At 42.5% G+C, this 13718-nt stretch carries 15 protein-coding genes; 10 read left to right on the forward strand and 5 right to left on the reverse strand.

What is annotated here, in order from left to right:
• Positions 1-1408: arylsulfatase (locus GX654_18415; GenBank protein NLD38837.1), on the forward strand; the 1408-nt coding region annotated here is incomplete at its 5' end.
• Positions 1409-1555: 147 nt separating this feature from the next.
• Here the strand turns inward: GX654_18415 and GX654_18420 are convergent.
• Together GX654_18420 and GX654_18425 are read right to left on the reverse strand one after the other, a co-directional pair.
• On the reverse strand, positions 1556-1804 hold the full coding sequence (locus GX654_18420; GenBank protein NLD38838.1) for a hypothetical protein: 249 nt from the start codon (positions 1802-1804) through the stop codon (positions 1556-1558).
• A gap of 360 nt (positions 1805-2164) precedes the next feature.
• The gene (locus GX654_18425; protein ID NLD38839.1) at positions 2165-3502 is read right to left on the reverse strand and encodes a hypothetical protein; all 1338 of its coding nucleotides are present in this window, start codon (positions 3500-3502) and stop codon (positions 2165-2167) included.
• Between the two features lie 226 nt (positions 3503-3728).
• Here GX654_18425 and GX654_18430 point away from each other — a divergent pair, with 226 nt between their 5' ends.
• On the forward strand, positions 3729-4286 hold the full coding sequence (locus tag GX654_18430; protein NLD38840.1) for a hypothetical protein: 558 nt from the start codon (positions 3729-3731) through the stop codon (positions 4284-4286).
• Positions 4287-4367: 81 nt separating this feature from the next.
• Positions 4368-4907, forward strand: a complete 540-nt coding sequence (locus GX654_18435) for a hypothetical protein (GenBank protein ID NLD38841.1) — start codon at positions 4368-4370, stop codon at positions 4905-4907.
• 70 nt (positions 4908-4977) lie between these two features.
• On the opposite strand, the gene GX654_18440 is transcribed toward GX654_18435, so the two are convergent.
• Both GX654_18440 and GX654_18445 read right to left on the reverse strand, forming a co-directional pair.
• A complete protein-coding gene (locus GX654_18440) occupies positions 4978-5517 on the reverse strand; it encodes a hydrolase (protein ID NLD38842.1) in 540 nt (179 codons plus the stop codon).
• Between the two features lie 21 nt (positions 5518-5538).
• Positions 5539-5730, reverse strand: coding sequence for a ferredoxin (locus GX654_18445; GenBank protein NLD38843.1), 192 nt, complete (start codon positions 5728-5730; stop codon positions 5539-5541).
• 228 nt (positions 5731-5958) lie between these two features.
• Between GX654_18445 and serC the strand changes: the two genes are divergently transcribed.
• Positions 5959-7044, forward strand: a complete 1086-nt coding sequence (gene serC, locus GX654_18450; protein NLD38844.1) for a 3-phosphoserine/phosphohydroxythreonine transaminase — start codon at positions 5959-5961, stop codon at positions 7042-7044.
• 2 nt (positions 7045-7046) lie between these two features.
• Entirely contained in the window at positions 7047-8438 is a 1392-nt protein-coding gene (gene asnS, locus GX654_18455; protein ID NLD38845.1) for an asparagine--tRNA ligase, read from the forward strand.
• 8 nt (positions 8439-8446) lie between these two features.
• On the opposite strand, the gene GX654_18460 is transcribed toward asnS, so the two are convergent.
• On the reverse strand, positions 8447-8869 hold the full coding sequence (locus tag GX654_18460; protein ID NLD38846.1) for a hypothetical protein: 423 nt from the start codon (positions 8867-8869) through the stop codon (positions 8447-8449).
• Positions 8870-9267: 398 nt separating this feature from the next.
• Here GX654_18460 and flgF point away from each other — a divergent pair, with 398 nt between their 5' ends.
• The 5 genes from flgF to GX654_18485 are packed head-to-tail and all read left to right on the forward strand — an operon-like array spanning position 9268 to position 13689.
• Positions 9268-9981 (forward strand): flagellar basal-body rod protein FlgF, encoded by a 714-nt coding sequence (gene flgF, locus GX654_18465; protein NLD38847.1) that lies wholly within the window; start codon positions 9268-9270, stop codon positions 9979-9981.
• 23 nt (positions 9982-10004) lie between these two features.
• On the forward strand, positions 10005-10790 hold the full coding sequence (flgG, locus tag GX654_18470) for a flagellar basal-body rod protein FlgG (GenBank protein ID NLD38848.1): 786 nt from the start codon (positions 10005-10007) through the stop codon (positions 10788-10790).
• A gap of 10 nt (positions 10791-10800) precedes the next feature.
• Entirely contained in the window at positions 10801-11775 is a 975-nt protein-coding gene (flgA, locus tag GX654_18475) for a flagellar basal body P-ring formation protein FlgA (protein NLD38849.1), read from the forward strand.
• Positions 11776-11812: 37 nt separating this feature from the next.
• Positions 11813-12553, forward strand: a complete 741-nt coding sequence (locus GX654_18480) for a flagellar basal body L-ring protein FlgH (protein NLD38850.1) — start codon at positions 11813-11815, stop codon at positions 12551-12553.
• Positions 12554-12564: 11 nt separating this feature from the next.
• The gene (locus tag GX654_18485) at positions 12565-13689 is read left to right on the forward strand and encodes a flagellar basal body P-ring protein FlgI (GenBank protein NLD38851.1); all 1125 of its coding nucleotides are present in this window, start codon (positions 12565-12567) and stop codon (positions 13687-13689) included.
• Positions 13690-13718 lie beyond the last annotated feature (29 nt).

Consider the following 13718-nt stretch of genomic DNA (forward strand, 5'->3'; position numbering starts at 1 on the left):
CCAGACATGCTCTCCCACAAGGTCTATGCTTATGTCTGGCACAGACAACCATCTGGCAGGCGTGGGGGTAATGGGAGGCCCATCCAGGGAAGAGCATAAGGATAAACCGGGTTATGTCGGGTATCTGAATTTCAGGGTCGTCTCACTGGCAGACATATTGAGCGACGCAGGCTACAATACCTATATAACAGGCAAGTGGCATCTGGGTATGGATGTTGATAACGGGCCTGTGGCAAGGGGTTTCAGGCGCGCATTTATCTCGCTTGACGGTGCCGCCCACCTTGGAAAATGGGACTGGCGCGGGCCTCAACCCGCCGATTACAGAGATGGCGAAACACTGATACAGGTTGATGATGACTTTTACAGCACCCGTGTATACACAGATAAGATGATAGAGTACATAGAGAATGACCGTAAAGAAAATAAACCCTTTTTTGCATATCTTGCCTATACGGCACCGCACTGGCCTTTACAGGCGCCTGATGAATCCATTGCACGGTTCAAGGGGAAATATGACAGGGGGTATCAGGCACTATATGAGGAGAGATTTAACCGCCTTAAAGAGATGGGGCTAATAAAACTTGATGCAAAACCGATCAGTAATGATCGCTTTCAGCCGGCATGGGATGCGCTCAGCGATGAAGAAAAAAAGATAGAGACGCGAAAGATGGAAATATATGCGGCCATGGTCAGCGACCTTGATACATACATTGGCAAATTTATTGACTATTTAAAAAGTATCAATGAATACGATAATACCTTTATCATGTTCATGTCAGATAATGGCGCAGAATCGAGTAGAATGGACCTGGCGCCGTTTATAGCAGATCATGTTGGCAAAGAATATGACCACAGCCTTGAAAACCTCGGGCGAGGAAATACCTATGTAATGTATGGCAAAAACTGGGCCAGTGTATCTGCAACCCCATTTTTCAGGCACAAGGCAACCGGATTTGAAGGTGGCATCCATGTTCCCGCCTTTGTGAATTACCCGAAAATGGTTAAAGCAGGCACCAGCAGTAACGGGTTGGGGCATGTCATGGATGTGTATCCCACATTACTGGAGCTTGCAAAAGCAAAGCACCCGGGAACAAGCTACAGGGGGCAGGAGGTGTTGCCTGTTAAAGGTAAATCCCTGATCCCTCTTATTACAGGACAGGCAGATGAAATTCATGAAAAAAACAATATCCAGGGTTGGGAACTGCACGGACACAGAGGCATCAGACATGGTGTCTGGAAGCTTGTATGGGATCAGGCCCCACCTGAAAATGACAGAAGATGGAACTTATACAACCTGGCAGAAGACCCTTTTGAACAGAATGACTTAAGCGAAACCATGCCGGAAAAATATAAAGAGATGATCGCCAACTGGGATGTGTACGCTCAGGAAAACGAGGTTATATATTAGGATATTTATCTGGTTCCAACGGTCTCCGTTGGAACCTCTCTTTTATTAATGTCCAGCCTTCAGGGTTTTAAAAATACTTACCATCGCATTAAACAGATACTCTAATCTCAATTGGCTTCCTTTTCTATATGAATACCGGAGCCTTTTTCATGCCTTTTTAAGGGCTGTAAAGGTCCCCAGGCTGTTGCCTCCGGCAAATGCCAGGATATTCATCATTCCGTTGCTGGCGCTATCCTGCAGGATCATGGTCAGAAGCACAAAATTGACTACTGTAATGATCCCGCTCAGAAGCGTGGCCGCTGCGATTTTTTTTTCAGTTATAAATCTGGTGTATTTGGTGACTAAAAGATCAACGATAAATCCTGCCACAAAAATGATTATAATTTTCCAGACCATGGGTCACCTCCTTCCTGTGAGATTTGATGGAGCGCGATCTTGACCGAACCGGCAGACACCTGCCAGATCCCGGATATCAGGGACAAATATATCTCTGTCCGGACCTGTGACCTGAAAGGCGTTCAGCTTAAGGATGAATTGGCTTAAAAATTATTAGAGGTAAAGATTCATGATTAGGAAAAGAAAAGAGATCGAGGTGAATCTTAATCAGCCAAAGCCCGACGGAGGTTGATCGTTTAAATCCATAAAATTCTCCATTTTTAAATGAATAATAAGCCTTCAAAGGCATTTTTGCGTCTAATATAATATTAAACGCCTGGGATGTCAAGATTTAGCCAAAAACAGGCTAATACCGATTTTTTATTTATCTGTTTTATATATCCTGTAAAACTCCGGGCATTCGGTCAGGGGTATTTTTTTACTCAAATCCCTGTTTTTAAGCCCCGGAAAATCTGCGCCATAACGATATGACCTGTGGATCATGTTGTTCATCATATTGGGCATATCACCATCTTCAGCATAACATTTGAGTTCCTTACCAAATACAGGGCTTACATAATCCCATACTACCTTCTTGTCTTCTGTCACCTCAAACAGGTGGCCGCTGTTGGTGGATGTAACATGTATGTTGCCGTTGGGAAGCATCTGCACATAACCCTGGCGAAATGAATAAAAGCTTTGGGATGTTATGGGGTGATACTCCCAAACAACCTGATTTGTCTTCCTGTCTACTATTACAATGGCTGAGCGGTTACCCTCAGCACGCTCAGAACCATTGTCAAATATCATAAAGCGGTCTTTACCTATATAAGAAACCCCGTGAGAGCCAAACACCTTCTGGTCGCCATTGTCGTACCATGAAGGTTTCTTGCCCTGACCATAGGCGCTGGGGTTTCCCCACCTGTAAACTATCCTGCCTGTTTTATGATCAACAAGATAAAACTCGCTCAGGTTTCTTGAATTTAAAAGCACCATATCCATTTCAGGTATGTACTCAACCACATTAAAATGGCTCCAGTCAAAGCCCGCATAATTGGGGCCTAGCTTTTCCGGGAGTACATAGTTTATATCAAGCTGGTGCGGGCCTGTTCCAATATGATCCCAGACATGCCATTCCCATATGATCTTGCCGTTCTTATCCACCTCACGCACAAAATCCATCCAGAATTCATTGTGATACTGGCCCATATCGTGGACCTCAAGGGGTATTGTTTTCGGGTCCCGCCCTTTTGCAATGGCTTCATCAATACTCTTTGCCTCCCAGCCAAGTATCAGGGTGTTACCGTTTGGCATGCGGTCAAAACAGTGATGCTGAATCTCTCTGGCGCTGTTCATCTTATATTCCCACACCACCCTGCCGTCCCAGTCTATCTCCTGAACAATGCCCCCTGCCCCGCCGATCGCTGCGGCTCTTTTTTCCATTACCCCGCCCCTTAAGAGATTCCCGTTTGGCAGCAGCATTGCATAGGATCCGGGTGTGTATTCAGATTCCCACTTGTGAACAAGGCTACCCTCCATATCTATAAGATAGGTGGTTTTGCTATTCATCATTGGCGCAAAAAGGGTATAGCCGCCATATGATCTTTCACTAACATACTTGAGCACGCCAGTCGGCCCCACAATAGCCTCATAAGAGAATACAGAACCAGATGATACAGCAATAATAAAAGAGATAATAAACCAGTAAATTTTTTTCATATTACCCTCCTGAAAATCATGCTTTTTGTATTATCTGCACAGTATGAGTCTTCCACTGTTTTTCCACTCAATAAATCTTTAAATTAGAAAAAGAAATACATTTTTAAAAAATTGAAGTCAAATATATACGCAGTAAACCGTAAAGGATTCTTATCAGGGTCATTAAAATAGGGCTTTACATTTCTCTCTTTTTTAACTAAAGCCCTAATAGATGAGGTGCATATTTATGAAAACATATTCGCTATATATATCAATTCTTATTGTATTCACATTCATCATTTTTAGTGCTTCCGCATCGGATGCAGGTGAATACAAATGGCTCAAGACACCAAACTATCAGACAGTTCTGGTATTTGCAGATGTAAAAGAGTGCGGGCAATTATCAGGATATATAAAGGATACTATAAAGGTTGTTCTTTCGCGCTCGGGTATCAAAGCTTCCATTTCAGACAGTCTTGTTTTTCAGTCTGTAGAAGAAGGAGAAGGATTTACAATGGAGCTAATGAACGGCAAACTGATAGAAGACAGCAAGATACTCTTTTATGTTTATGGTAGATGTATTGAATATGGTTCGGCCCTCATTTACCAGTTTAATATAAATTTCGCAACCTATGATAATAGAAGCTCACAAGCGCTTATCTATTCATCGCCCGGACACAGCGTGTTCGGGGCAGATTCAGTAAATGGCATTAAAAGAAAATTTAAAAGGCTCATGGAGGATGCAGCGGCTGATTATATCTCATCCAATAAAGGTCAGGCAAAACCTCATAAAACAAATAAATAAAAACCGGTTGACTTTTATGGGGCAGCCATTTTAGATATTTTCAACGTTAATTAATCAAAAACATCAGGAAAGGAATGAACAATGACACAAAGAAAATATGAGAGACTTGTATATGAATTTACACCTGAGTACAACGAGGCAGCGGCTGAAGGCGTAGGCACTGACTTTGTCTATTCCCCACAGGCATATTTCAGGGGTGCATGTCAGATACCCGGGGCAAAGTACAATGTGGGTTTTCAGATCTTTGTGAAACCATTCTTTCTTGACAGGACTCCCCACCGCCACCCTGTAGAAGAGTACCTGATATTCCTGGGCGGGACATTCCCCAATGTGTTTGAATTTGACGCTGATATCTCGCTCTGCCTTGGCGAAGAGATGGAGGAGTATATTATTACAAAACCCACTATTGTGCGCATACCTGCCGGGGTGCTCCACTGCCCACTCAATTTCAGGCGTGTTGACAAGCCGATCTTTTTTCAGGCGGCATGCATGCAGGGGATGTTCGGCGGTGTATATGATGGTAAGGAGATCTATTACAACGGCCCTGGCCAGTGCGTATATGATGCAGACAAGAAGTGCGACGCATGCAAAAAATGCCTGGATGATGACTGGGATAGATAGATTTTTATAAGGTGGTATTTTACATGCCACCTATTTTTTTTGAATCACAGAGATGCCCTATTCTACGCTTTTACTTGATTATTTTAACTATATCCCTGAACCTGGAGTGCTCTGCTGTCTTCATAAGTTCAAAAAGGGCCATTTCAACACAGGTCATTGTTGCGCCCATATGTTCCATCTTCTTTAAGGCAAGTTCCTTGTTTTTAGGGTCCCTTGATGCTACAGCATCAGTTACAATATGCACCTCATAGCCCATATCAATGAGTTCGACTGTGGTCTGATATATACAGATATGACTTTCAATACCTGATATAAGTATCTGTCTTTTATTGATCTTTTTAACTTCGTCCAGAAAAGCCCTTTCCTTGCAGCAACTGAAAGAGATCTTTGGTATAGATGTTACATCAGGCATAAGCCCTCTGATCTCCGGGATCGTGGGGCCAAGCCCCTTAGGGTTCTGTTCTGTCAGTATTATGGGTATATCAAGGCATTTGCTGCCATTTATAAGCTGGCCTGCGGCCTTGAACAGAGACTCCTTATCATGCATAGCATGTGCAAGGTTTCCCTGAATATCTATTACCGCGAGTATAGTATTGTTCAATTCGAGCATGGCTATCTTTTCTCCTTTTTATTAATCCCAGAATATACATGACATGGGGCACTCTCCCATTGCATCCAGTATGCAGGCCTCATCACCGCCTTCAGGTTTTTTCACAAAGGCCTTTTCAAGTTCATGATTTAATTCAAATACATCAGGACACAAATCAGCGCAGCTCCCGCACCCTATGCACTCATTTTCATCTATCCTAACCTTTCTGCCCATATCTTCTCCATAAATGTATGATTGTAAACGGCAGGTAATATATCATAATAAATGGCTTTATCCATTATTTTATGTCAAAAGACTTAAATAATAGCTTGAAATAATAAACAGTTTTTTATATCTCTACCATGACAAAATTTTAAAAGGCTGAAAAAGCATATAGCCCCAGGTAAAAGTATAAAAAATGCCTATAAAGCCATAACTGTGCAAAAAAATAAGGAGAATTGAATGACAAACAGAATTTTTAATTTTAATGCAGGCCCTTCTGCCCTTCCCCTGCCGGTACTGGAACAGGCAAAAGAGGAATTACTTGATTTCAATGGAACAGGGATGTCCATAACAGAAATCAGCCACAGATCAACTGCCTTTGATGAGGTGATAGATACTGCCATAGCAAGGGTAAAAAGACTTTTAAACCTTGATGAAAATTACAGTGTGCTCTTTATCCAGGGCGGGGCCAGTATGCAGTTCTGCATGGTGCCTATGAATGTGAGTGTTGCAGGAAAACCTGTTGACTATATAAACACAGGCACATGGTCAACAGCCGCCATAAAAGAGGCAAAGATACAGGGGCTGGATACAAGGGTACTTGCCTCTTCTGAGGACAGGAATTTTTCATATATCCCTTACGATGTAAAAGAGGATGGCAATGCCGCATATCTTCACTTTACCTCCAATAACACTATAAAGGGCACACAGTGGGCCAAGTTCCCGGAACCCAACGGTGTTCCCCTTATATCAGACATGTCTTCAGATTTTTTAAGCAGGGAATTTGATGCTAAACCCTTTGGACTCATATATGCCGGTGCACAGAAGAATATCGGGCCAGCGGGCGCTGCAATGGTTATCATAAGAAAGGATATGCTTGAGAGGACACCTAAAAACATCCCGACCTTTTTGAAATATACAACATTTTCTGAAAATAACTCCATGTTCAATACACCACCATGCTTTGTTATCTATATAACAGGGCTTGTTCTTAAATGGCTTGAAGAGACAATAGGCGGTCTTAAAAACATGGAAAAGCTTAATGATGAAAAGGCTGAAACCCTTTACTCATTCCTTGACAGCTCCGGCTTTTACAGGGGCACTGCTGATAAAGACAGCAGGTCAAAGATGAATGTCACATTCAGGTTGCCTACCGAAGATCTTGAAAAGCGGTTTGTCTCCGCTGCAACAAAGGCTGGCCTGGAAGGTCTTAAAGGACACCGTTCTGTTGGCGGATGCAGGGCCTCCCTTTATAATGCAACCACCATAGAGGCGGTAAAGAGTCTTGTTCAATTCATGAAGAACTTTGAAAAGAAAGAGGGGTAGTCTTGAGACGTATAAGGGTCGCCCAGCTCCTCTCCCTTGATAAGGGAGAGGACAATATCACGGTAATGGGGTGGGTAAGAACAAGGCGGGATTCAAAGGGAGGCTTCTCCTTTATTGAGGTCAATGATGGCTCCTGCCTTGGTAATCTCCAGGTTGTTGCCGACTCAAACCTGCCAAACTACCAGGATGAGATCATTAAAATCCAGACCGGATGCTCTGTAAAGGTAACCGGCAGCGCAGTACCTTCACCTGGCAAAGGCCAGAAAATGGAATTGCAGGCAAAAAGCATAGAGGTGGTTGGATGGGCAGACCCTGAAACATACCCCATGCAGAAAAAGAGGCACTCCTTTGAATTCCTTCGCACTATTGCACACTTAAGGCCACGTACAAATACCTTTGGGGCAATAGCCAGGGTACGAAATGCCATGAGCATTGCCATCCATAAATTCTTTCAGGAAAGGGGGTTTCTCTATATTCATACCCCTATCCTGACCGGAAGCGACTGCGAAGGCGCAGGTGACATGTTCCGGGTTACCCGATTTGAACTGGATAAGATACCCTTTAAAGATGGAAGCCCCGACTTTGAACAGGACTTTTTTGGGGCACCTGCCCAATTGACAGTAAGCGGTCAGCTTGAGGCAGAGATATATGCCCTCGCAATGGGTGATGTGTATACCTTTGGTCCAACATTCAGGGCTGAAAATTCCAATACATCACGCCATCTTGCAGAATTCTGGATGGTGGAACCTGAAATGGCCTTTTGTGACCTTGAGGGGGATATCAGGACTGCAACCGAATTTATCAAATATATATTAAAGTATGTCCTTGAAAACTGCCAAGAAGACATGGAATTCTTTAATAATTTTATTGATAAAACCATTATTGAAACCCTGGAAAATATCATATGTCAGGATTTCAGGATCCTGACATACACAGAGGCGGTAGATATACTCTCTTCTTCCAATGAACCATTTGAATTTCCCGTAAAATGGGGGAGCGATCTACAGGCGGAACATGAGAGATTCCTCTGTGAAAAGAGGTTTAACAGGCCTGTTGTTCTTATAGATTATCCTAAGGATATCAAGGCATTTTATATGAAACTTAATGAAGATAATAAGACAGTAAGGGCAATGGATGTTCTCTTCCCTAAGATTGGAGAAATCATTGGGGGAAGCCAGAGGGAAGAGAGCTATGAACTCCTTTTATCAAGGATAAAAGAGAATGGGCTTAATCCTGATGATTACTGGTGGTATCTTGAACTAAGAAAATTTGGTTCAGCACCTCATTCAGGATTTGGGCTGGGGTTTGAGCGGATCATCCAGTTTATTACAGGTATGGGAAATATAAGGGATGTAATCCCCTTCCCTCGCACACCTGGAAACATATCCTTTTAATAAAGGTGTTAATCCATTGAAACCTTTACCTTCTCTTTAATATCTATAACTCTGTCATTATTAATATTTTTATCATCCATGTGATAGACTACCGCTATAAGGTGCCTGCTTTTTTTGGCCCGGTCAACAGGGCTGATAATTAGGGAGCCAAGCCCGAATGTTGCAAAATCCATCACATCAAAACTGAGGATATCCCTGGCGCTTATTTCAGAAGGATATTCATATATACCTTTGTACTGGTTTTCATTCAGCCTGGAAATAAACATGGGGTTTCCTAAATGCCTTTCTGCCTCTCCTCGTTTCATACCCAAAAATACCGGGCCCCACTCCGGGGCAGTTGAATGCATCTTGACATAAACCCCGGTTGAGCAGGCTGTAAATAAAAAACACGTTCCCAGAAAAAGAATGAAAGGAATCCATCTTCTAACCATTTATCGTTGTCTCCTTATGTCAAAAAGATACCCTTTCTCAAAAATATTCAAATACCATGCCAATTATTTGATTGCACCCACCCGGAAAGGGGTAATTCTGGATGAAGCTTTCAGTCCCGCTTCCAGCGAATCAGCCAATTATTTGTTTTAATGTCTTGTGCAGAAAGATGAGGGCTGACCGCTTGCCCGCTAGGTAATATTTGCCGGTTACAGGGAAAGTACTTCATATCTGACGGCCTGCCAGAATTTACTACAAATTGACCTTTGGAATAAAAATGGTTTTAATGCTTTAATTTCAATGAGATATAATGATTAAAAAGCGCATTCACGGCAAAACATAAAATGGTACGATAATTGCTAATATCATTCGCATATATCAATCTTATTTGGAGGCATAGATGATAAACGGAATGCTTGAATCTTCCAGGGGTTGCATGAAAGAAGAATTCAGGATGGATATAATATCCAGCAACCTATCAAATATCAACGTTATCGGTTTCAAAAAAGACAGGATCTCTTTTCAGAATATCCTTGACAAGACATCAATGTCCGCCAATGCGCCCGCAAATGTAACAATAAGGCCTGATATGGAGCAGGGTGACCTGAATGGTACAGGAAACGCGCTTGATCTTGCTATTACAGGAAAGGGTTTTTTCAAGGTCAACACTGAAAATGGCATAAGATATACCAGAAAAGGTAATTTTACCCTTGACCAGGACGGTATGCTTACAACACAGAGCGGCGACAAGGTCATGGGCAAATCAGGCCCCATAAAGATAACTGGGGAAAATATAAGTATTGACAGAAAGGGCAATATCCAGACCGATGATGGTATAATCAGCCAGCTTGATGTTGTGGATTTTGAAAATTATAAAGGGCTCAGTAAAGAGGGAAAAACTTTTTTTATAAATCAGTTTGATGAGCCTGAAATAGAGCTCCCGACTGAGACAGCTATATCCCAGGGATACACAGAACTCTCAAATGTCAATGCAGCGGATGAAATGGTAAACATGATTCATGCTACAAGGGCATTTGAATCATACCAGAAGGCCATGAGGACTATTGATGATTTGAACAACCAGGCCATAAACCAGGTTGGAAAATTAAGATAATATAGAAAAGAAGGAGAAGAGAAATGATAAGAAGCCTTTGGACAGCCGCATCAGGCATGTCAGCCCAGAAATTGAACATGGATGTTATCGCACAGAACCTTGCAAACGTAAATACCAGCGGGTTCAAAAAAAGCCGTGCGGATTTTGAAGACCTCCTGTATCAGAACATGAAGTCGCCGGGTGCTGACACAAGTTCAGGCGGACAGATACCTACAGGCATCCAGATCGGTATGGGCACAAGACCTGTATCAGTGCAGAAGATATTCACCCAGGGGGATTTCCAGCAGACAGGTAATAAACTGGATATGGCCATTGAAGGGGATGGTTTTTTCAGGGTAATCAGCAATGGCGAAGAGGTCTATACCAGGGCCGGCTCCTTTAAACTTGACAGTGAAGGATACATTGTGACCTCACAGGGTGACAGGCTTCAGCCGGAGATTACAATACCGCAAACTGCCGTGGATTTCACAATTGATGCAGGTGGTATGCTTTCAGCAATGGAAGAAGATGGTAACACTATTGCAGCTTCAGGGCAGATTAATCTGTATAACTTTATTAACCCCTCAGGGTTAAAAAGTCTTGGCGGTAATTATTACAGCCCCACCCCTGCATCAGGTGAGGCCACAGAGGGTACTCCCGGCGTGGATGGACTTGGCACAATTGTTCAGAATTCTCTTGAAATTTCAAATGTTGATGTTGTTGAAGAGATGGTGAACATGATCGCATGCCAGCGCGCCTATGAAATATCATCAAAATCCATCAGGTCTGCTGATGACATGATGCAGATGGCAAACAATATAAAGAGATAGGAAAAAAGCCATGATAATTAATACTTTCAAGTCAGTCAAATATTCGTTAACTCTGTTTACAGCATGCATGCTGTTTTCATCCTTATCTCTTTCTCTTGAAATCAGGGTAAAGGATAAGGCGCTTATTGATGGTGACAAAGTCAATCTTGGTGATATAGCTATTTTTGAGCCATCAGATGATATACGCGTTGACAGGTTAAGGGCGATTGAAATCTCAGCGTCCCCTGCCCCTGATACAATACGTAAGATTGAAAAAGAGCTCGTTATGTACAGGGTGGCCCATCATATCAGCGGGAATAAGGATATTACCCTTAAAATGGCTGAAGGTATTGTTGTTGAAAGAGAATCACAGGTTATCTCAGGTAAAAGTCTTGAGAAGATATTCACAGATTATGTGCGTAAAAATTCACCCTTTGATCAGGATCAGATAATAATAGAAAACATAAATACACCATCATCTATAGCATTCCCAAAAGGAAGGCTGGATTGGGAGATAACAGAAAAACAGAACAATAATTATTCAGGAAATATCTCAATTAATGTGGAATTTTATTTAGAAGGTGAGCCACAGAGAAAGATAGTCCTCTCAGGAAAGGTCGGGATCATTAAAGAGGTTATAAAAGCGACCAGAAACATCAATAAAGGAGAGGTTATCACATCAAAGGATATAACCCTTGTATCAGAAAAAGGGAAAAACAATAAAAACTCAATATCAGGGATTGAAGATGTTATTGGAAAAAGAGCCACCAGAAGAATCCAGGTAGATCAGACTATCCAGAACGGTATGGTAATGGTACCCCCTGCTATCGAAAAGGGTGCTCAGGTAATGATAAGGGCCGAAAATGAAAAACTTGTCATAACTGCCTCAGGAAAGGCTCTTGAAGAGGGCAGCGTTGGTGACCAGATAAAAGTATTGAACATTGCAAGTGGCAAAGAAATAATAGCAACAGTAAAAAGAACTAATCTTGTACAGGTACAGTTCTGAAAAATATTAACAGGGAATAATTTCCCGGGAGTTAAAAATGGTAAAAGTAATTTTTATAATAACTATCCTCTGCATCACAGCAGTAACAGGCTGTGCCTCAAAAGTACCCCAGAGGCAGACCATGATGCCGGCAGTAATGCCCTCGGTAAATGCTGTAGCGTATGACAGGGATATTAATAAGAGAGAACCTGAATCGCTTGCAGGCATTTTTTCTGATGAAGTATCCAGGGATTTTTATCAGGACCTCCGCGCCCATAAGGTGGGTGATCTTGTTACTGTTAATATTGTTGAGACTTCCAAGGCCAGCAAATCTGCTGCAACACAGACAGGAAGAAACTCATCTATTGATGCTGGCATTCAGAATATGCTGGGCTGGGAAGGTAAAATTAAAAATATCACATCACTGGGAAACAGCGATGCACGTAATGCATTTAACAGTTCGAGCATGCTGAAGGGTTCACTTACCAACAGTTTTAACGGCACAGGGCAGACTTCAAGAGGCGACAGCATGACTGCATCAATAACTGCGAAGGTTATTGATGTAAAACCAAATGGCAATCTGCTTATAGAGGGGATAAGGGAGATAAGGGTCAACAGTGAAACACAGATAATTATTCTCTCCGGTTTCATCAGGCCGGTTGATATATCACAGGATAACACTGTACTTTCAAGTTACATAGGGGATGCAAAAATCGAGTATCTTGGAACCGGGGTAATAAGTGACAAACAGCGTCCCGGCTGGCTTACAAGGGCAGCAGACATTATATGGCCCTTTTAATGGAGGCAACAATGAAACAGGTTAAAAATAATAGACGTTTAAAACTTATTATCCTTACGGTCCTTGTAATTGCAGGTTATGCAACATGTGTTTCAGGGGCAAGGATAAAGGATATTGCATCTTTCAAGGGTGTAAGAAGCAATCAGCTTATAGGTTACGGTCTTGTAATAGGCCTGAACGGAACAGGTGATGGCAATTCAACACAGTTTACAACACAAACCCTCGCCAACATGATGGAACGTCTTGGAATACATACCATTCCTGAGAAAATCAAGGTAGATAATGTAGCAGGTGTTATTGTTACAGCAAATCTCCCCCCCTTTTCAAAAAAGGGGAGCACAATCGATGTGCTTGTATCATCAATAGGTGATGCAAAAAGCCTTCAGGGTGGAACACTTGTCATGACACCCCTTAAGGGCGCTGATAACAATATATATGCAATAGCCCAGGGGGCGCTGCTGGTAGGAGGTTTTGCCTCTTCAGGGGCTGCAGGAGGCGGCGTACAGAAAAATCATCCTACAGTAGCACGAATACCTAGCGGAGCGCTGATTGAAAGGGAAATAGCCTTTGATTTCAATTCACTGGCAGATATAACTATTGCCCTTGACCGTCCGGATTTTACAACAGCACTCAGGGTATCTGAAGCCATAAACAATACACTCGGGACTAAAAATGCTATCCCTGTGGATGCAGGCACAATAAGGATTAAGATACCGGAGACATTTGCAGAGAATCATGTCACCCTGGTATCTTCACTTGAACAGATAGAGATTCAGCCTGATATGGAAGCAAGAATCGTGCTCTCTGAAAGAACCGGCACGGTCATAATGGGTGAAAAGGCAATGATTTCACCGATCGCTATTGCCCACGGAAACCTGAGTGTTGAGATCAAGGAGAAAAAGGATGTAAGTCAGCCTGCGCCATTCTCACAGGGTGAAACAGTGGTAACGCCGGATACCGAAGTGAATGTGACAGAAGAAAATAATAAATTCCTGCTTGTAAGCCCGGAAAAGGCAGATATAGGCAGTGTGGTTAAAGCATTGAATGCAATAGGGGTTTCACCAAGAGACCTTATAACAGTATTCCAGGCAATAAAGGCGAGCGGGGCCTTACAGGCTGAGCTTGAGATTATTTAGTTTTTGTTAAAAGAAAGGCCATAACAGGG

The organism is Desulfatiglans sp. (assembly GCA_012513605.1).
GTDB lineage: Bacteria > Desulfobacterota > DSM-4660 > Desulfatiglandales > HGW-15 > JAAZBV01.